This is a genomic window from Citrobacter sp. UYEF32, from assembly GCF_040546205.1.
Classification (GTDB): Bacteria; Pseudomonadota; Gammaproteobacteria; order Enterobacterales; family Enterobacteriaceae; genus Phytobacter; species Phytobacter diazotrophicus.
The window spans coordinates 20,616-38,850 of sequence record NZ_JBEPNI010000007.1; the positions used below are offsets into that span (position 1 = coordinate 20,616).

Annotated in this window: 18 protein-coding genes; 10 read left to right on the forward strand and 8 right to left on the reverse strand. The window is 54.3% G+C overall.

Going from position 1 to position 18,235, the window contains the following annotated elements; genetic code table 11:
• Positions 1–69 precede the first annotated feature (69 nt).
• On the reverse strand, positions 70–1,731 hold the full coding sequence (gene tsr / locus ABIB59_RS19595; RefSeq protein WP_039078224.1) for a methyl-accepting chemotaxis protein: 1,662 nt from the start codon (positions 1,729–1,731) through the stop codon (positions 70–72).
• Positions 1,732–2,030: 299 nt separating this feature from the next.
• Here tsr and ABIB59_RS19600 point away from each other — a divergent pair, with 299 nt between their 5' ends.
• From ABIB59_RS19600 to yjiA, 4 genes are all read left to right on the forward strand, one after another.
• Positions 2,031–2,573, forward strand: a complete 543-nt coding sequence (locus tag ABIB59_RS19600; protein WP_334749263.1) for a hypothetical protein — start codon at positions 2,031–2,033, stop codon at positions 2,571–2,573.
• Positions 2,574–2,824: 251 nt separating this feature from the next.
• Positions 2,825–4,978 (forward strand): carbon starvation CstA family protein, encoded by a 2,154-nt coding sequence (locus ABIB59_RS19605; RefSeq protein ID WP_039078222.1) that lies wholly within the window; start codon positions 2,825–2,827, stop codon positions 4,976–4,978.
• A 96-nt stretch (positions 4,979–5,074) separates the two neighbouring features.
• Positions 5,075–5,278 carry a YbdD/YjiX family protein gene (locus ABIB59_RS19610; RefSeq protein WP_039078221.1) on the forward strand — a complete coding sequence of 68 codons (204 nt, stop codon included), beginning with the start codon at positions 5,075–5,077 and terminating at the stop codon, positions 5,276–5,278.
• Between the two features lie 10 nt (positions 5,279–5,288).
• On the forward strand, positions 5,289–6,242 hold the full coding sequence (gene yjiA / locus ABIB59_RS19615; RefSeq protein ID WP_354036664.1) for a GTPase: 954 nt from the start codon (positions 5,289–5,291) through the stop codon (positions 6,240–6,242).
• A gap of 7 nt (positions 6,243–6,249) precedes the next feature.
• On the opposite strand, the gene ABIB59_RS19620 is transcribed toward yjiA, so the two are convergent.
• The 4 genes from ABIB59_RS19620 to ABIB59_RS19635 form a co-directional block, all read right to left on the reverse strand.
• Positions 6,250–7,035: a hypothetical protein gene (locus ABIB59_RS19620; RefSeq protein ID WP_222557010.1), complete on the reverse strand. Its 786-nt coding sequence runs from the start codon at positions 7,033–7,035 to the stop codon at positions 6,250–6,252.
• An 82-nt stretch (positions 7,036–7,117) separates the two neighbouring features.
• Complete coding sequence (locus ABIB59_RS19625) at positions 7,118–7,423, reverse strand: type II toxin-antitoxin system RelE/ParE family toxin (protein WP_071193569.1); 306 nt, start codon at positions 7,421–7,423, stop codon at positions 7,118–7,120.
• A complete protein-coding gene (locus tag ABIB59_RS19630) occupies positions 7,401–7,682 on the reverse strand; it encodes a type II toxin-antitoxin system RelB/DinJ family antitoxin (protein WP_052249220.1) in 282 nt (93 codons plus the stop codon). Before ABIB59_RS19630 ends, ABIB59_RS19625 begins: the two co-directional genes overlap by 23 nt.
• A gap of 74 nt (positions 7,683–7,756) precedes the next feature.
• Complete coding sequence (locus tag ABIB59_RS19635; protein ID WP_354036667.1) at positions 7,757–9,295, reverse strand: DNA recombination protein RmuC; 1,539 nt, start codon at positions 9,293–9,295, stop codon at positions 7,757–7,759.
• 189 nt (positions 9,296–9,484) lie between these two features.
• Here ABIB59_RS19635 and ABIB59_RS19640 point away from each other — a divergent pair, with 189 nt between their 5' ends.
• Positions 9,485–10,765: a DUF445 domain-containing protein gene (locus ABIB59_RS19640; protein ID WP_354036669.1), complete on the forward strand. Its 1,281-nt coding sequence runs from the start codon at positions 9,485–9,487 to the stop codon at positions 10,763–10,765.
• A gap of 55 nt (positions 10,766–10,820) precedes the next feature.
• Here ABIB59_RS19640 and ABIB59_RS19645 read toward each other — a convergent pair whose 3' ends face one another.
• Entirely contained in the window at positions 10,821–11,927 is a 1,107-nt protein-coding gene (locus tag ABIB59_RS19645; RefSeq protein ID WP_354036671.1) for a glycosyltransferase family 9 protein, read from the reverse strand.
• 338 nt (positions 11,928–12,265) lie between these two features.
• Here ABIB59_RS19645 and mdtM point away from each other — a divergent pair, with 338 nt between their 5' ends.
• The 5 genes from mdtM to ABIB59_RS19670 all read left to right on the forward strand — a co-directional run bounded on the left by mdtM (position 12,266) and on the right by ABIB59_RS19670 (position 16,114).
• Positions 12,266–13,501, forward strand: a complete 1,236-nt coding sequence (gene mdtM, locus ABIB59_RS19650; RefSeq protein ID WP_354036672.1) for a multidrug efflux MFS transporter MdtM — start codon at positions 12,266–12,268, stop codon at positions 13,499–13,501.
• Positions 13,502–13,613: 112 nt separating this feature from the next.
• The gene (locus ABIB59_RS19655; protein WP_354036674.1) at positions 13,614–14,765 is read left to right on the forward strand and encodes a double-cubane-cluster-containing anaerobic reductase; all 1,152 of its coding nucleotides are present in this window, start codon (positions 13,614–13,616) and stop codon (positions 14,763–14,765) included.
• A 9-nt stretch (positions 14,766–14,774) separates the two neighbouring features.
• Entirely contained in the window at positions 14,775–15,539 is a 765-nt protein-coding gene (yjiL, locus tag ABIB59_RS19660; protein ID WP_103244961.1) for a putative 2-hydroxyacyl-CoA dehydratase activator YjiL, read from the forward strand.
• Positions 15,539–15,796, forward strand: coding sequence for a putative Se/S carrier protein (locus tag ABIB59_RS19665; RefSeq protein ID WP_354036676.1), 258 nt, complete (start codon positions 15,539–15,541; stop codon positions 15,794–15,796). The genes yjiL and ABIB59_RS19665 overlap by 1 nt, the downstream gene beginning before the upstream one ends.
• Before the next feature lie 78 nt (positions 15,797–15,874).
• Positions 15,875–16,114 carry a DUF2164 domain-containing protein gene (locus ABIB59_RS19670; protein WP_039078211.1) on the forward strand — a complete coding sequence of 80 codons (240 nt, stop codon included), beginning with the start codon at positions 15,875–15,877 and terminating at the stop codon, positions 16,112–16,114.
• Here ABIB59_RS19670 and ABIB59_RS19675 read toward each other — a convergent pair.
• Both ABIB59_RS19675 and ABIB59_RS19680 read right to left on the reverse strand, forming a co-directional pair.
• The gene (locus tag ABIB59_RS19675; RefSeq protein WP_354036678.1) at positions 16,108–17,175 is read right to left on the reverse strand and encodes a DUF2955 domain-containing protein; all 1,068 of its coding nucleotides are present in this window, start codon (positions 17,173–17,175) and stop codon (positions 16,108–16,110) included. The two genes, ABIB59_RS19670 and ABIB59_RS19675, sit on opposite strands and share 7 nt — an antisense overlap.
• Positions 17,165–18,232 (reverse strand): HlyD family secretion protein, encoded by a 1,068-nt coding sequence (locus ABIB59_RS19680; RefSeq protein WP_354036680.1) that lies wholly within the window; start codon positions 18,230–18,232, stop codon positions 17,165–17,167. Before ABIB59_RS19680 ends, ABIB59_RS19675 begins: the two co-directional genes overlap by 11 nt.
• Between the last annotated feature and the right edge of the window lie 3 nt (positions 18,233–18,235).

The following is an 18,235-nucleotide window of genomic DNA, read 5'->3' on the forward strand; positions in this document are numbered from 1 at the left end:
CGGAAAAACCAAGGATAGCACGATGAAAAAAGATAAAGTGCGCCCCGCGTCAGCAGGGCGCGAGGTTTATCAGAAGGTTTCCCAGTTTTCGTCGCCGACCGCCGCTTTACGCGGCACTGGGCTTGCAGATGGGGTTTTCAGCGTGGATGCCGCAACCGGTGCTTCGCGGGACACGCGACGGGTACGGAACACGGCAACCGCCTGCGTCAGACGGCTGGCCTGTTCTTCCAACGCGGCAGCCGCAGCGGCAGATTCTTCTACCAGTGAGGCGTTCTGCTGGGTCACACGGTCCATTTCTGCTACAGCCAGACCCACCTGATCGATACCACGGCTCTGCTCATCGGAGGCAGAGGCGATTTCGCCCATGATGTCGGTGACGCGGGTTACCGCACTGACAATCTCGTCCATCGTTTCACCGGCGCTTTCCACCAGCGTAGAGCCCAGCTCAACACGACCGACAGAGTCTTCAATCAGACTCTTGATTTCACGCGCCGCCTGCGCACTGCGCTGGGCCAGGTTACGGACTTCCCCTGCCACCACCGCAAAGCCACGACCCTGCTCGCCAGCACGTGCGGCTTCTACCGCGGCGTTCAGCGCCAGAATGTTGGTCTGGAAGGCAATGCCATCGATCACGCTGATAATATCGGCAATTTTCTGCGAACTGGCGGTAATGTCACGCATTGTCTGCACAACGTTATCCACCACTTTACCGCCTTTCTGCGCGGTATCGGATGCGCTTTTCGCCAGATGACTGGCCTGACGGGCGTTTTCGGCGTTCTGTTTCACCGTTGCGGTCAGCTCTTCCATGCTGGCGGCAGTCTCTTCCAGCGAAGCAGCCTGCTGTTCAGTACGGGAAGAGAGATCGTTGTTACCTGCAGAGATTTCGCTTGCGCCGCTGTAAATGGCATCGGCACCGTTACGAACATCGCCTACGGTACGCACCAGCTCAGCCTGCATATGACGAAGGCTGGAGGCCAGTTGGCCCATTTCGTTGCTACCGTGCACATCGATAGTCTGTTCCAGATCGCCACCGGCAATATGGCGGATGTTTTCAATCAGATGATTCATCGGACCGATAACACCACGCTTAATGCCCAGCCATACGGCGACAATCACCACCAGTACGACCAACAGGACACTAATAATTATCCATACGGCAGTGGAGTAAGAGCCGTTACTCTCTTCGACCGCGATAGCATACAGACGGTCGTTTTGCTGCAAGTAGTCAAGGTACGGCTTCTCAAAGGCGTCCTGATAGCCCTGCGTCGGCTGATCAAAGAACTCATTGATTTTGCCTGCGCCCAGCAACTGAATCAGTTCAGCCAGCGCATTGTGGTAAATATCATAAGTACGGTTGATTTCCGCTGCCGCAGCCTCGTTCTGGCGCGGATCGCGAGGTAAAGCTTGATACTCTTTCCAGTGCGTTTCCGCCTGCTTTAACGAGCTGCTGGCGATCTGCATCAGATCGTTCACCGTTGCACCGCTACCAATCTGGTTCTGATCCATCATGTAACGGATCCCGGCGCGGTTGAGCGTGTTACGCGTCTGCAAAAGCGCCACCCAACTGGCGTTGAGCGTGGATTGCTGCTGACGAATAGTCTGCAACACAGTGAAGTTTTCTTTGTCGTGCTTAAGTGCGTTAAAGAATAAGCCGCCAGATGTGAGCTGCAAAAGACCAAAAAGTCCCAGTACAAAAAGTAAACTGGTGACAAGTTTCATACGATTCAACATGTTTTCTATCTTCCATTAGCCAGGTAACAGTTTTTCGGCCTGACCAGAGAAAACTTTATGGTGGATCGTATTGAGCATTTGTCTAAAGACGAACGTCGAGAAAACAGTAAGCATCCACAGTATTTAGTCTAAAACGTCGATATAAAGGAAATAAACGAGCATGGAATAATACGTTTCGCTAAAAATTTCAGTTAAACAACCAGAAATATGGAAAATCCCCGGCGACATTAAGAATAATCTTCCCCCTTAAGCGACTCACTGCTTTAATAGGTTAGCTCTTTTAACTCAAGGACTTAAAAGTGATTAACCGTGATTTTGATCATTTATCAACTCTGTTACATTTGTTTTTTACTCGCCAGGATATTCAGCAAAAATTGAATATAATCGACCAGTACCATATCTCTGGCTGGGAAATCTGGATGCAAATTGAGTTCGCTAACCTGCTGGCTTCCACCGACCATGAATGGTGGCGCGAGATCAGCCTGGAGTGCGACAAACGCATGAATCCGCAGCGCGATTCACTGCGTACTGACTTCTTGCTGAGGAAAAAAGGCTGGACGGTGGACAGCTACATCGCTCTGGAAATAAAGCAAAATATCGACCCCACCAGTTGCGTCAGAAATATGATCCTCGACCTTGAAAAATCAGCAAAAATAAGGCGTTCTGAGATCGATCTGCGCAGCTTCTGGACCTTAGGTATTACGCGAACCATTGACGCTGAGCGGTTAGACGAACTGATTGATAATTACCTCCAGGATAAATATTACCAGACCAAAAGCAGAGAAAAGCACGTACTGTTGACCCCTATCGAAAATACCCCCTACTGCTATATCGTGATCTGACCGTTTGCTCGCAGGCCCTTTTTATCAACGCCTGCGAGCCCGCGGCTCCACGTGATCCTTATCACATATTTTCAGCCGCTTAGCGCCGTATAAAACCGCTTATCCGCTTAGCTGACCGCTTACCCCGCTATTCATACCACTCAATCAGATCGCGCCCTTTTTACGCTTGTAATTTGCCATGATCGTCACCAGCAAGGCCGTCTTTTAACACATCAACTCCGATTTCATTTTTCTTGATAATCAGGTCTGACATGGATACTAAAAAGCTATTCAAACATATACCCTGGGTGCTCCTCGGCATCCTCGGCGCCTTCTGCTTATCCGTCATTGCTTTACGACGCGGTGAGCACGTCAGTGCGCTGTGGATCGTGGTCGCTTCCGTTTCTGTGTACCTCGTGGCGTATCGCTACTACAGCTTGTACATCGCGCAAAAGGTGATGAAGCTCGATCCGACACGTTCAACCCCGGCTGTTATTAATAATGACGGCCTGAACTACGTACCCACCAACCGTTACGTCCTGTTTGGTCACCACTTTGCCGCTATCGCAGGCGCTGGTCCGCTGGTCGGCCCGGTGCTGGCAGCGCAAATGGGCTACCTGCCGGGTACCCTGTGGCTGCTGGCAGGCGTTGTGCTGGCAGGTGCGGTGCAAGACTTTATGGTGCTGTTTATCTCTTCACGCCGTAACGGCGCCTCTCTGGGTGAGATGGTGAAAGAAGAGATGGGCCGCGTGCCAGGGACTATCGCCCTGTTTGGCTGCTTCTTAATCATGATCATCATCCTCGCCGTGCTGGCGCTGATCGTGGTAAAAGCACTGGCAGAAAGCCCGTGGGGCGTGTTCACCGTTTGCTCCACTGTACCGATTGCCCTGTTTATGGGTATCTACATGCGATTCCTGCGCCCAGGCCGCGTGGGTGAAGTGTCGGTCATTGGTATCGTGCTGCTGGTGGCCTCCATCTACTTCGGCGGCATCATCGCCCACGACCCGTACTGGGGCCCGGCGCTGACCTTTAAAGACACCACCATCACCTTCGCGCTGATTGGTTATGCCTTCATCTCTGCGCTACTGCCGGTATGGCTGATCCTCGCACCGCGTGACTATCTGGCAACTTTCCTGAAAATCGGCGTTATCGTGGGTCTGGCGCTGGGTATTGTTATCCTCAACCCGGAACTGAAAATGCCTGCGGTCACGCAGTACATCGACGGTACCGGCCCGCTGTGGAAAGGTGCGCTGTTCCCGTTCCTGTTTATCACCATCGCCTGTGGCGCGGTCTCTGGCTTCCATGCGCTGATCGCTTCCGGTACCACGCCGAAACTGCTGGCGAATGAAACCGACGCGCGTTTTATCGGTTACGGCGCCATGCTGATGGAGTCCTTCGTTGCGGTGATGGCGCTGGTTGCGGCATCCATCATTGAACCGGGTCTCTACTTTGCAATGAACACCCCGCCTGCTGGCCTTGGCATCACAATGCCGAACCTGCATGAGCTGGGCGGCGACAACGCGCCGATGATTCTGGCGCAGTTGAAAGATGTCACCGCGCACGCGGCGGCAACGGTAAGCTCCTGGGGCTTTGTTATCTCCCCTGAGCAGATTCTGCAAACGGCTAAAGATATCGGCGAACCGTCCGTACTTAACCGCGCAGGCGGCGCACCGACGCTGGCTGTGGGTATCGCCCACGTGTTCCACAAAATCATGCCGATGGCGGACATGGGCTTCTGGTACCACTTCGGTATCCTGTTTGAAGCACTGTTCATCCTGACTGCGCTGGACGCCGGTACCCGTGCTGGCCGCTTTATGCTGCAGGATCTGCTGGGTAACTTCGTGCCGTTCCTCAAGAAAACCGACTCACTGGTCGCCGGTATTATCGGTACCGCAGGTTGCGTTGGGCTGTGGGGCTACCTGCTGTATCAGGGTGTGGTTGACCCGCTGGGCGGCGTGAAAAGTCTGTGGCCGTTGTTCGGTATCTCTAACCAGATGCTGGCGGCTGTCGCGCTGATGCTGGGTACGGTGGTGCTGGTGAAAATGCAGCGCACCAAATACATCTGGGTCACCGTGGTTCCTGCGCTGTGGCTGCTGCTGTGCACCACCTGGGCGCTGGGTCTGAAACTGTTCAGCGCCAACCCGCAACTGGAAGGCTTCCTGTACATGGCTAACCAGTACAAAGAGAAGATTGCTGCCGGTGGCTCTGAGCTGACCGCACAGCAGATTGCCAACATGAACCATATCGTGGTGAATAACTACACCAACGCAGGTCTGAGTATTCTGTTCCTGGTGGTCGTGTACAGCATCATCTTCTACGGCATCAAAACCTGGTTGAACGTGCGTAACAACACCGTGCGTACCGACAAAGAAACCCCGTATGTCCCGGTACCGGAAGGCGGCGTGAAGACCTCTTCACATCACTAAAAAAACGGCGGGTGGCGCTGCGCTTACCCGCCCTACAAGGTTCTGTAGGCCCGGTAAAGCGTAGCGCCACCGGGCTTTTTCTTATCAGGATGCGTTATGTTTGGTAACTTAGGTCAGGCCAAAAAATACCTCGGCCAGGCGGCAAAAATGCTGATTGGCATCCCGGATTACGACAACTACGTCGAACATATGAAAACCAATCATCCGGATAAACCCTGGATGACGTACACTGAGTTTTTCCGCGAACGTCAGGAAGCGCGCTACGGCGGAAGTGGAGAAGGTGGCGTGCGCTGCTGCTAAAGGAGAGAACATGACACCGATTGCTGTCACCCTGTTAACCGGTTTTCTTGGCGCCGGCAAAACCACCCTGCTGCGTCATATCCTCAGCGAGCAGCACGGCTTCAAAATCGCCGTTATCGAAAATGAATTCGGTGAAGTCTCGGTTGACGATCAACTGATTGGCGACCGCGCCACGCAGATCAAAACGCTCACCAACGGCTGTATTTGTTGTACCCGTTCCAGCGAGCTGGAAGACGCGCTGCTGGATTTACTCGATAGCCTCGATCGCGGTGACGTCGCCTTTGATCGCCTGGTGATCGAGTGCACCGGTATGGCCGATCCCGGTCCGATTATCCAGACCTTCTTTTCCCATGAGATCCTCTGTCAGCGTTACCTGTTAGATGGCGTGATCGCGCTGGTGGATGCCGTCCATGCGGATGAACAGATGAATCAGTTCACCATCGCCCAGTCGCAGGTGGGCTATGCCGACCGTATTCTGTTGACCAAAACCGATGTCGCCGGTGAAAGTGAAAAACTGCGCGAACGTCTGGGCCGCATCAACGCCCGCGCGCCGATTTATACCGTCACCCATGGCGATATCAATCTCGGCCAGTTGTTTAACACCAACGGTTTTATGCTGGAAGAGAACATCACCTCAGGACCACGCTTCCACTTTATTGCGGACAAGCAGAACGACGTCTCATCGATTGTGGTGGAGCTGGATTATCCGGTCGATATCAGCGACGTTTCCCGGGTAATGGAAAACCTGCTGCTGTCGTTTGCCGACAAGTTATTACGCTATAAGGGCATGTTGTGGATTGATGGCGAGCCCAACCGCCTGCTGTTCCAGGGCGTACAGCGGCTTTACAGCGCCGACTGGGACCGCCCGTGGGGCGACGAGCCGCCGCACAGCACGCTGGTGTTTATCGGCATTCAACTGCCGGAACAGGAAATCCGCGACGCCTTTGCCGGGCTGAAAGCCTGACGTCATACTACACAAAAGCCAGTTTACCGACCTTCGCCAGTAAACTGGCTTTTGCCTGATCCAGCAGGTCCGCATTGGTGCGACTCGACAGCGTATCGCGCGCTTTAAGCCCCAGAAAATAGCTAATCCGCTCCATATTGGCCCCGGACGGATGCGGCAATCCCGACAATATCCGCGCCTCGTCCAGCACGCCCCGACTGGCCAGCAGGTTTACCCCTTCGGTCGCCACCGGCCCCAGCGGAATAAATACCGCTTTTTTCAGCGCCGCCGCTTCCTGGGCGAATCCTTCATCAATTGCCGCTCTCAATAACGCGGAGCGGGAAAAATGCGGCGTGCCGTTATAATTGACGCCTTTGACAAACAGCGGCTGGGTATACAGCGACGTGCAATGTACCAGCCCGGTATGGTCGGTAAAAAGCTGCGCCGTGGAATCCAGCGAGAGCATCTGTGCCAGGCCAATACCATCCAGCAATTTGACCAGGTTATTTCGCAGCGGCCCGCTAAAGGCCCCGTGTTTTTTCGCCTCACGTAACGCCAGCGCGTCATCGCCGCCCTCACGCAGCACTTTCTGCGCTGTCATTACCGCGTTATACCACTGCACATATCCCGGCGTTATCCCCACCAGCACCACCAGCGCACGGGTATTTACCGCATCAAAAGGGATGTAGTACTGCGCGAGGTTTCCCTCCTGCGCCAGCAAAAATTCCGCAGGTAACTCACCGGGCGTTTTGCGACCGGAAAAAGTGACGATAGCGTCGCGAAAGCGGGACAAATTAGCAGAAATAGCGCTCATGATTTCTTTTCACCCAGGGTCAATCGAGGGAACATCATATGTCGAATGATGGCTGACGTTTAAGGTAGTTTCAGGTTGTTTGTTATTCGAACAGTTCGGCATGCGTCCCCAAATCAGTGAACACGATCAAGTGCTTTTCGGACTCAAGCTTATAGACCAGCAAATAATCCCCACCGATATGCAGCTCCCTGAAACCTTGCATATTCCCGGTCAGTGCATGGTCGTTGTATTGCGCAGGAAGCGGGTTACCGGAAAGAACCATAGCCATGATGGCGGCAGTTTCGTTCATATCCCGCCGCCCGGCTTTGTTATAGCGCTCCCAGGCTTTGATAAAAGAACGGGTGTAATCAGATCGGAATGGCAAGTTAGTCCGTTTGCTTTTTACCATGATTCAGGCTGTCCATAAGCTGCTCTGCACTCTCAAAGCGTCCATGCCGGTGTGTAATAATTTCATCTGCTTCGTTCATTGCTACTCGCAGACGGGCAGTCGGTTTACGGGTTACTTCAAAAGGTAGCCCTTCATGTTTTACGATTTGCTCAGCAAACAAGCGGATAGCCACACTCCAACTCAGTCCACACTCTTCCAGCACGGTAGCCGCTCGTTCTTTCAACTCTTTGTCGATACGCGATCGGATAACAGAATCCATATATCCCCCCATTCATTTTGTAGCCACATTGTAGCCACAAAAAACACGGATGGAAATCTGAAAACACCCATTCCTTAGCCCTCGTTAACGGCTTGCGAAGGCGTTTCGGGCAGTGCGGCGGCTTCTCCCTCCACAGCGGTGGGCTCCTGTATCGCTTCGACGATCATCGCCATCCGTTCGTGCTCGAAATCACGGTGGGAAATCTCAAGCTTCGGTAGCTCCTTGTTGACCTTCTCGGAGAGTTTGCCAAAGCGCTCCACCCTGCCATACAGCCCCTGACTACCCACCAACGAGGTCACGGTGGCGTTGTACTGGTTGCTGGCGGTGGTCAGTGTACCGCCAAGCTTGCTTAAGCGCTCTGCCACCAGGCAAACGGTATTGAAGATTTCCCCGGCACGTTCACTGATTTCCCGCGCTTCGCTGTTGCTGCGTTCAATCATCCACAGATTAGAGACGGTACGCAGAATCGGAATCAGCGTGGTATGGGAGACCAGCACAATCCCTTTGCGGTAGCCGTATTCAAACAACCCTTTATTCGTTTTCAGCGCCTCAATATAGGCCGCTTCGATGGGCATAAACATCAGTACAAAGCTCGGGCTTCGAATACCCGCCAGGTTGGTGTAATCCTTCGACGCCAGATCATCGATGTGGCGGCGTACCGCCATGATGTGCTCATCCATCGCGTGCTGCTGCGCTTGTGGCGTTTCGGCCGAACAGGCGCGATCATAGGCATTCAGCGACACTTTACTGTCGATAATGATGTGCTTATTGTCCGGCAAGCGGATCAGGTAGTCCGTCTGTTTCCTGCGCCCATTTTCGTCTGTAAAAGCGCTCTGCACCTCGAAGTGCTCTTTCTCCACCAGCCCGCTCATCTCCAGGGTACGGCGCAATTGCGCTTCGCCCCAGGCACCACGCTGTTGGGAATCGCCTTTCAGCGCCGAGGTCAGGTTGGTCGCCTCGGTACTCATTTTCAGCCCGACATCGAGCACCTTTTTAATCTCTGCATTCAAATCGGCATTGCCACGAATGGAGGCGTCGTGCACTTCATTGATCCGTTTCTGAAAGCCCTCAATTTGCTCGCGAAACGGCTTAAGCATGTCATCCAGGCTGTTTTTGCTGGTGGTGGTGAAGGTTTTGCCCTTCTCTTCGAAAATCTTATTGGCGATATTTTCAAACTCGCGCGACAGGGATTTTTTGGTCTCTTCCAGGCTGGCAAACTGTTCGCGGAAATGGTGCTCGCGCTGTTCAAGCGTGGTTTTCAGCTCGGTATAGTCATGGTCGAGCTGGCCCGACAGACGACGCTCTTCTTCCAGTTGCGCTTCTGTTCTGGCCAGACGCTGCAAGAGCTCATCCGTTCGCCCTTTCAGATCGCTAATTTGCTGGCGCATGGCGCTGACGTCGATATCCCGCTGATGCTTTTCCTCGCGCGCCGCGTCGGTTTTGGCTTCCTGCTCACGCAGCAGTTTCTTGGTTGCCGCCAGCTCGTCCTCCGCCAGCTCATGGTCATGCTCCAGCGCGGCCATTTTGCGGGTAAATATCTGTTGGGTGAGAAGCCAGCCAAACGCGCCCCCCAGCAGGGCGGCAATCACAGCGGCAATCATCGTAAGCGTCATGTCAGAGCATCCTTTATCCATCTTTTCTGCGACTACCATACCCCCGGCAAACGAAGATGCAATATTTGGTTTTCGCCCTGCCTTTCGCCTTCACCTTTTTGGGAAGAGGGCCGGGGTGAGGGGAACGGTCACCACCACGTTTCACTTTGAAAACCAAGCGAAACTGCGTCTCTGCTCTATGCTTAAACCATGAACAAAATCACAGAACTCAAACGTGCCAAACGCCTGGCGCTCTCATTACTGTTGATCGCGGCTGCGATCTTCATCGTTACCCTTTTTCTGCCACCCAACTTCTGGGTCAGTGGGGTGAAAGCCATTGCAGAGGCGGCAATGGTCGGTGCGCTGGCAGACTGGTTCGCCGTGGTGGCGCTCTTTCGCCGTGTCCCTATTCCTTTTATCTCCCGCCACACGGCCATTATCCCACGCAATAAAGATCGCATTGGCGACAACCTCGGCCAGTTCGTGCAGGAAAAATTTCTCGACACCCAGTCGCTGGTGGCACTCATTCACCGTCATCAGCCAGCGCAGATGATTGGTGTCTGGTTCAGCCAGCCGGATAACGCCCGTCGTGTCGGCCAGCACCTGATGCAGGTCATGAGCGGATTTCTGGAGCTGGCAGACGACACGCGCATCAAAAACCTGCTTAAACGCGCGGTACATCGGGCGATCGATAAAGTCGATCTCACAGAAACCGGCGCGCTGATGCTGGAGAGCATGACCAAAAACCAGCGCCACCAGGTATTGCTGGATGCCCTGATCGGCCAGATGATCCTGTTACTGCAAAAAGAGAGCAGCCGGGACTTTATCGCCAGCCAGGTCGTGCGCTGGCTGAAAACGGAGCATCCGCGTAAGGCCAAAATTTTGCCCACCGAGTGGCTGGGTGAACAAAGCGCCGTGATGGTTACCCGCGCGGTGAATACGTTGCTGGATGATGTCACCCACGATAGCGCACACCAGATCCGCCGGGCCTTCGATAAAGCCGTACTGAAACTGATCGCTAATCTGAAAACCGACCCGGAGATGGCCGCCAGGGCCGATAACATTAAACGCTACCTGAAAGAAGATGACGCGTTTAACCGCTATCTGGGAGAGATGTGGGGTGATCTGCGCGACTGGATGAAAGCCGATATGCAGGCCGACGATTCACGCATTAAACAGCGCACCACCGAAGCCGGGCTGTGGTTTGGCGAAACGCTGCTGGCGGACGGCGCGCTACGTACATCGCTTAACGAACACCTGGAACAGGCGGCTCACAGCGTCGCACCGGATTTTGCCGCGTTCCTCACCCGCCATATCAGCGATACGGTGAAAAGTTGGGATGCCCGCGATATGTCGCACCAGATCGAGCTGAATATTGGCAAAGACCTGCAATTCATCCGCATCAACGGCACGCTGGTCGGCGGCTCGATTGGCCTGGTGCTTTACCTGCTCTCGCAGATCCCCGCCCTGCTTTCGCTGCCCACGGGGTGAAAAAAGCAACAAAAAACAGTGCCATGAATGTTAATTACTCACCTCCGCTCAGGTGTTACATTTCCTCTGCCGTGACCACACGTTGCACAGCGGTAAGGACTCTCTCAGGCTTAATGATTGCCATAGGCTGATCCGGATATTCGGCAAGCTCCATCGCCTGCCTGGGAGATTCCTTAATGACGATATGACGTTCAGGATCCTGAAGCGGCCCGGTATGAGCGGGATTTGCGGTTACAAAGAGGCTGACCGTTTTCACCTTAAGGGCAACCGCAAGATGAAGAGGCCCGGTATCAGGGGTAACAAGAACATCGAACCCGGCAATGCACTCAACCAGTCCGGTCAACGAGCATTTCCCGACATAATCGTTGATCCTGCCGAGTTCCTGATTGCTAAACCCATCAAGAAAAGCTTCTGCCAGTCCCCTTTCGGCTGGAGAACCGATCAGGGCTATTTCGAAATTATTTCCCGCGGCGAGCAATAATTTTGCAAGCTCTCTGAAATATTCAACCGGCCACTGGCGCAATTTTTCAGAAGCGCCCAACTGGAAACCAACGACCACTTTATCTGGCGAAGTTGAGATATTTTTGACGGGATAAGGGATCTGCATCTGAATATTTTCTGTAGAACATCCCATTAAATTGACCAACGCTAGCTTTCGCTCTATTAAATGGCCAGGATAATTATTTTCAGGCATCGACGTAACCTGCTTACGCATAGCCAGATCGCTTCCGTTGTACGCATCTTTTAGCACAAAAGGGATTTTAGCCAGAGCAGCACAAAGCACATCATACGGACTCTTGGAATGGAGCAGGACCGCCACATCCGGTTTGCAGGCACGAAGGCGCCTGGCGACACTCGATACATTCTTAACTTTTTGATCCCAATAAATAATATTTTCGAACCACGGACTATTTTCAACGAGTGCCTTATTTTTATGGCTTGATATAAGCGTCAGCGCGGCATCAGGATACCGTTCTTTTATAGCCAGGATTGCCGGTGTATTGAGTATCAAATCGCCAAGTGCTGTTGTAGAAAAAATGGCAATGCTTTTTACGCGCTCTGCATTATATTCACTTGCACCACAAAGCTTATTTCCCGTTAAAAAGCGGTAGCAACCAATGGCTGCTGAAATAAAGGCATTTTTAAATTTTTTGGATGCCATCTAACATTCTCCCGATGAATCCGTTGTTTTATTTTATCACTTCAATAATTTTTACTGATTGATAACCACCAACCCATTGTCAGCTTCGCTTGATGTGTAAAGAACAAAGCCTGACGAATCGCCATAAAATATCATAAAAAACGTGAATATTTCTGCGGTTGGTCATGACGCAGCCCCAAAACGGCCCCGGTATGAGCCAGCGGCGCCAGCGCACATGTGAAACGCAAAGGTGCCAACTGCCCGCCGGTTAAAAAACAGGCAAAATTAACGTCGACATATAAATTGTCTGCTCGCACAATAGAAGAGCGCGGTAAGAAAAACCGTAAAAGGAGACTGTTATGTCATGGAAGCCCGCATTTTTCGCCCGTTACGCCGGGGTCTTTATCTTCCCGATGGCGCTGGTGCTGTACGATTTTGCCGCCTACCTCACCACCGACATGATCCAGCCGGGCATCATTCAGGTGGTGCGCGATTTTGATGGCGACGTCAGCCTCGCCCCGCTCTCAGTCAGCCTGTATATGGCAGGTGGCATGGCGCTGCAATGGGCGTTAGGCCCTCTGTCCGACAGAATTGGTCGCCGCCCGGTGCTGCTGACCGGGGCGCTTATCTTTACCCTTGCCTGTATCGCCACGCTGTTCACCACCACCTTTGAACAGTTCCTGGCGGCGCGCTTTATTCAGGGCACCAGCATCTGTTTTATCTCCACGGTCGGGTACGTCACCGTTCAGGAAGCCTTTGAACCGACCAAAGCCATTAAGCTGATGTCGCTTATCACCTCGGCGGTGCTGCTGGCCCCGGTGATTGGGCCCCTTGGCGGCGCTGCGTTAATGCATTTTGTCCACTGGAAGGTGATTTTCGCGGCGATCGCCGTCCTCGGTTTTGTGGCCTGGCTTGGGCTGATGCTGGCGATGCCGGAAACCGTTAAAAGGCAGGAGACGCCGCTACGGGCAATGAGCGTCGTCCATGACTTTTGCGCGGTATTTCGCAACCGCGTATTCCTCAACGGGGCCGCCACGCTCGCGCTCTATTACATTCCGCTCATGTCCTGGGTGGCCGTCTCCCCGGTGATTCTGATCGATGCAGGTGGCATGACTACGGCGGAATTCGCCTGGGCGCAGATCCCGGTCTTTGGCGCGTTGATCGCCGCCAATATCGTGGTGATGCGCTTTGTGGAAGATCCGACCAATCCGCGTTATATCCGTCGTACCGTGCCCATCCAGCTTATCGGGCTGGTGACATTGCTCGCCGGCAATCTGCTCTTTCCGCACCTCTGGTTCTGGTCGGTAGCCGGCACCAGTATCTATTGCTTTGGTATCGGTCTGATTTTCTCGACCCTTTTTCGTTTTACGCTGTTTACGAATAACTTACCGAAAGGCACTGTGTCGGCGTCGCTCAATATCGTGGTGCTGAGCACCGTGGCGATCGCCATTGAGGGCGCACGCTGGCTGTGGTTCTCCGGCGGCGGGCGCATTCCATTTCATCTGCTGGCGCTGGTTACAGGCGGCGTTGCCATACTCTGCCTCAACCGTCTGGTGCGACGGGTACAGCAGTACGAAAGCGCTCAATGCCGCTAATCTCGCGGCAGATCAACAATTCCATATATTCAATAAGGTTATAATTCTTCCTTCGGCGGCAGCAGACCGCCTCTTTTTTCATTGTCTCCCGTGTTACGGGGAAGGAAAAATCATGTCTCTTATTACAGAACTTCCGGAAGTATTTGAGCAATTCTCCGACGCCCGCCAGAAAGGTTTTCTCACCGTGATGGAACTGAAAGAACAGGGGATCCCGCTGGTCGGCACCTACTGTACTTTTATGCCGCAGGAAATCGCGATGGCCGCGGGAGCAGTCGTGGTCTCATTGTGCTCCACCAACGACGAAACCATTGAAGAAGCCGAAAAAGATCTGCCGCGTAATCTCTGCCCGCTGATTAAAAGCAGCTATGGTTTCGGTAAAACCGACAAATGTCCGTACTTCTATTTTTCCGACCTGGTGGTGGGCGAAACCACCTGCGACGGCAAGAAAAAAATGTACGAATACATGGCAGATTTCAAAGCCGTCCACGTAATGCAACTGCCTAACAGCGCGACGGATGACGCCTCCCGGGCGCTGTGGAAATCGGAAATTCTGCGCCTGCAACAGCACATCGAGGAGCGCTTCGGCCAGCCGATCAGCGAAGCCGCCCTGCGCGAGGCCATCGTACTGAAAAACCGTGAACGTCAGGCAACGGCTGATTTCTACCGTCTGGGGCAGTTAAATCCACCCGCGCTGAGCGGGACAGACATCCTGAAAGTGGTATACGGCGCGACCTTCCGTTTCGATAAAAACGCATTGATTGCCGAGCTCAATGAGATGACCGCCCGCGTGAAGGCCGAGTGGGAACAGGGCAAGCGGCTGGAATCCCGTCCGCGCATCCTGATCACCGGCTGCCCGATTGGCGGCGCGGCCGAAAAAGTGGTGCGTGTCATTGAAGAGAACGGCGGTTGGGTAGTGGGCTACGAGAACTGCACCGGGGCGAAAGCTACCGAACGCAATGTGGCGGAGGACGGTGATGTCTACGACGCGCTGACCGACAAATATCTGGCGATTGGCTGCTCCTGCATTTCGCCTAATCCCGAACGCCTGCGTTTGCTGAGCCAGATGGTCGAGGAGTACCAGGCCGACGGCGTGGTGGACGTGATTTTGCAGGCCTGCCACACCTACGCGGTGGAATCGCTCGCCATCAAACGCCACGTGCGCCAGCAGCACAACATTCCCTACATGGCGATTGAGACGGATTACTCCACCGCCGATATCGGGCAGCTCAGCACCCGTGTCGCCGCGTTTATCGAGATGCTCTAAGGGGTCAGGGTGACGTTCACGATAGGTATTGATTCCGGTTCAACCACCACCAAAGGGATATTGCTGGAGGGGAACACCATTGTCCGGCGTTTCCTCTGCCCGACGTCATTTCGCCCGGCGGACAGCATCCATGACACCTGGGAGACACTGCGGGCAGGTCTGGAGGAAAAGCCCTTCCTGACGCTTACCGGCTACGGGCGGCAACTGGTGGATTTTGCCGATAAGCAGGTAACAGAGATTTCCTGTCACGGGCTGGGCGCGCGCCTGCTGTTGCCGGAGGCACGCACCGTCATTGATATCGGCGGTCAGGACAGCAAGGTTATCCAGCTTGATGAACAGGGCAATCTCACCGATTTTCTGATGAACGACAAATGCGCCGCCGGAACAGGGCGCTTTCTGGACGTCATTTCACGCACTCTGGGTACTACGGTGGAAGCGTTGGATGGGATCACCGACGGCATCGCGCCGCATCCGCTGACCAGCATGTGCACCGTGTTCGCCGAATCAGAAGTGATCAGCCTGCGCTCAGCGGGCGTTGCTCCCGAGGCGATTCTGGCGGGTGTGATCAATGCGATGGCACGACGCAGCAGCCATTTTATATCGCGGCTCACCACTCAGGGACCGCTGCTGTTTACCGGCGGCGTAAGCCATTGCGCCCGTTTCCGTGCCATGCTGAGCGAGCATCTGAAGATGGCGGTGCATACCCATGACGATGCTCAATACGCGGGGGCGATTGGCGCGGCGCTGATTGGTCAGCGCCAGAGGGGACGTTGATGGAAGAGTACCTGTTTTTATTTCACTCCACCGTAGGCGTCGTGCAGACCCGCAAACTGTTGCAGGCATCCGGCGTGTCGTTTCGCGTGGCGGATATCCCGCGCACCCTGCGCGGCGGCTGCGGGTTATGCATTCGTCTGCAGTGCCCGCCCGGTACCGAACAGCAGTGGGTGCTGCCCGGCGCGACCCAGGCGATTTACCGCTGCGAGGGAGAAGCGTTTGAGCAGGTGGCGGTGTATGCGTCGTCGCCCGGATAAGGCGCTTGCGCTGCCATCCGGGAGCGCGTTACCGCGAAGCTCTGCTATGATGCCCTTTTTCTCTTACCAGGAAGCCCGATGAGCAAAATCGATCTCAGCCACAGCGAACGCGAGATGCTTCGCGAAAAACTGCAACGCTACTGCACCGACAACTTCGACCTCGAACTGGAACAATTCGACGCCGAATTCTTTGTCGATTTCGTCATTGAAAATATCGGCCCAACACTGTTCAACGCCGGGATCGATGAAGCTATCCGCACGCACGCCGCTTACAGCGAACGCATTCAGGAAGAGATGGATCTGAAAAAAATCTACTGATCTTCGACCACAAACCGCGTCGCCTCGAAACGGTTTAAGATCAGATGCACCAGAAACACCATCGTTAGTGTGCCCAACAGAGCGACCGTCACCGACACAATGCGATAAAGATCGCTAAACACCAGGTCGGTATCCGGGTGCAGGTTCTGCCCGAACATAATGCCGATGGTGGTAACGCTGGAAAAACCGACGCCCGCCCCCACCTTTTCCATCACGTGCAGTCGCGCGCTAAACGCCAGCCCGAGGCCTATCAGCGGCATCATCAACAACATATGGCTACTGTGATTGTAGAGAATCAACTGCACCAGCAGGATATACAGACAGGCGAGAATCACCCCCACCACACGCCACAACGAACTCATCACCGCACCGCGATAATGCATCGGGAACAGGATCAAAATACCCGCCATCAGCGCTGACAGCGAATCACTGAGATCGCTTATCTGGAACACGACAAAGATCATCGTCGCCACGGTCCCGGAAAGCAGGGACTCATGCCGCACACGGGCATCGTTTTTTTCGATCCGCGGCGGCGAATTGCGCGGCGCCACATCCGGGATCAGGTAATTCATCAGCGCGCTGAGCGCTACCGCCATCACACTGGCTTCAATATTGGAGAAAATCAACGTGTGCCAGTCGCTGGTCGGGTAGCTCATAAAGTTGAGCATCGTGCTCTGACACACCACTCCCGCCGAACCAAACAGGAACAGTGGCCCCTTACTCATAAAGCGAAAACGCATCACATACAGGCCGAATACCACCAGCGTCATCATCAGCGGCCATTTCGACAAATAGCCGATGATTAGCACCATTTCGACGCAATTCAGCACCGCGCTAAAAATAAACTGCTTCGCCATGTGGCGGTTAAACACTGGCACCAGCGAGAGCAACATCACCGGGTAGACGACATAAAAGACGCCATAGCTGGTGTTGTAAAAGCTCGAGATACTCAGCGCGATCATCCCGGCAAACACAATGCGCAGCGTCTGGCGAAAATCATTCGCCGTATAGACGATGTTGCCGTGCGGCGTAAAGACGCGCGCGAGGGTATTAATAGACATAGTGCAGCCAGCTAACGAGATGGATTTGCAGCCCCGAGAAGAAGCGGGCAAACGGCCCTTCGCTGTTATATAGCTGCACGGTGGCGCGCGCGCCGGTCGGCAGGGATTTGGGCAAGGCGTCATCCAGCGCCACATGAATACGCATGCGCTGCGCATCACGCACCCAGCGGTTGGAGGTTTCCGGTTCCGACAGCTCACCGTTAACCGCTTGCTGCCCGGCTAACACCCCGGCATCGCTGCTGGTGACATGGCCGCGAAACACATGGCCCGGCAATGCATCAAAGACCACGGCGGCATCGGTACCGACGCGGGTGTGACGTAAACTTTTCTCGCGAAAATCCGCCACGATATCTGCACTGTCATGCACCAGCGCCAGGGTTGCGCTGCCGGTAGCGGCATAATAGCCGGGGCTCAGTTGCAGGTTACTCACTTTACCGTCAACCTCGGCACGCACCTGCGTCCAGCCAGGATTAAGCTGCGCCTGCTCAAGGCTATTTTGATATTTTTGCAGCGTCACGTTGCGACGGTCGTCGCGCTCGCCACGTTCGATAGTCAGGGCGTGGATCGTCGCATTGAGGTTATTGACCGACTGCACGCTACTCTGCCAGGTCGTGCGCACCTTATCCAGGTCAGATTGCGAGACGTTTTGCATCGCCCCCAGACGCTGATAGCGGTCAAAGGTGACTTTGTCATTTTGCGCGGTAAGCTGTGCGGTTTTCAGGTTCGCTTCGGCTGCCGCAATCTGCGCATCCAGTTGCTGATTGTTAAGACGCGCCTGCGCCAGCGCGATTTGCGCGGCTTCCACCTGGTTGTTAAACGGCGTGGCATCCAGTTCGTAGAGCAAGTCGCCCTTCTTCACCACGCTGTTATTTTGCACGTAGACCTTCGCAACATAGCCGGAAACGCGCGAAGACACCGGGGTCACCACGCGCATTACGGTGGAGTCCGGCGTCAGCGGGATCCAGATATCGGCAACGATAAAGTAGACAAACATCAGCAGGAAAGAGGCAATACTCACCCTTACCCAGCGGGCAAACTTTTGTTCTGGCGTCATCATGAT

What these genes read in the sequence shown, in the direction of transcription:
- tsr (WP_039078224.1), bottom strand. Translation starts at nt 1,731, where the DNA reads ATGTTGAATCGTATGAAACTTGTCACCAGTTTACTTTTTGTACTGGGA.
- ABIB59_RS19605 (WP_039078222.1), top strand. Translation starts at nt 2,825, where the DNA reads ATGGATACTAAAAAGCTATTCAAACATATACCCTGGGTGCTCCTCGGC.
- ABIB59_RS19610 (WP_039078221.1), top strand. Translation starts at nt 5,075, where the DNA reads ATGTTTGGTAACTTAGGTCAGGCCAAAAAATACCTCGGCCAGGCGGCA.
- yjiA (WP_354036664.1), top strand. Translation starts at nt 5,289, where the DNA reads ATGACACCGATTGCTGTCACCCTGTTAACCGGTTTTCTTGGCGCCGGC.
- ABIB59_RS19620 (WP_222557010.1), bottom strand. Translation starts at nt 7,035, where the DNA reads ATGAGCGCTATTTCTGCTAATTTGTCCCGCTTTCGCGACGCTATCGTC.
- ABIB59_RS19625 (WP_071193569.1), bottom strand. Translation starts at nt 7,423, where the DNA reads ATGGTAAAAAGCAAACGGACTAACTTGCCATTCCGATCTGATTACACC.
- ABIB59_RS19630 (WP_052249220.1), bottom strand. Translation starts at nt 7,682, where the DNA reads ATGGATTCTGTTATCCGATCGCGTATCGACAAAGAGTTGAAAGAACGA.
- ABIB59_RS19635 (WP_354036667.1), bottom strand. Translation starts at nt 9,295, where the DNA reads ATGACGCTTACGATGATTGCCGCTGTGATTGCCGCCCTGCTGGGGGGC.
- ABIB59_RS19640 (WP_354036669.1), top strand. Translation starts at nt 9,485, where the DNA reads ATGAACAAAATCACAGAACTCAAACGTGCCAAACGCCTGGCGCTCTCA.
- ABIB59_RS19645 (WP_354036671.1), bottom strand. Translation starts at nt 11,927, where the DNA reads ATGGCATCCAAAAAATTTAAAAATGCCTTTATTTCAGCAGCCATTGGT.
- mdtM (WP_354036672.1), top strand. Translation starts at nt 12,266, where the DNA reads ATGTCATGGAAGCCCGCATTTTTCGCCCGTTACGCCGGGGTCTTTATC.
- ABIB59_RS19655 (WP_354036674.1), top strand. Translation starts at nt 13,614, where the DNA reads ATGTCTCTTATTACAGAACTTCCGGAAGTATTTGAGCAATTCTCCGAC.
- ABIB59_RS19665 (WP_354036676.1), top strand. Translation starts at nt 15,539, where the DNA reads ATGGAAGAGTACCTGTTTTTATTTCACTCCACCGTAGGCGTCGTGCAG.
- ABIB59_RS19670 (WP_039078211.1), top strand. Translation starts at nt 15,875, where the DNA reads ATGAGCAAAATCGATCTCAGCCACAGCGAACGCGAGATGCTTCGCGAA.
- ABIB59_RS19675 (WP_354036678.1), bottom strand. Translation starts at nt 17,175, where the DNA reads ATGTCTATTAATACCCTCGCGCGCGTCTTTACGCCGCACGGCAACATC.
- ABIB59_RS19680 (WP_354036680.1), bottom strand. Translation starts at nt 18,232, where the DNA reads ATGATGACGCCAGAACAAAAGTTTGCCCGCTGGGTAAGGGTGAGTATT.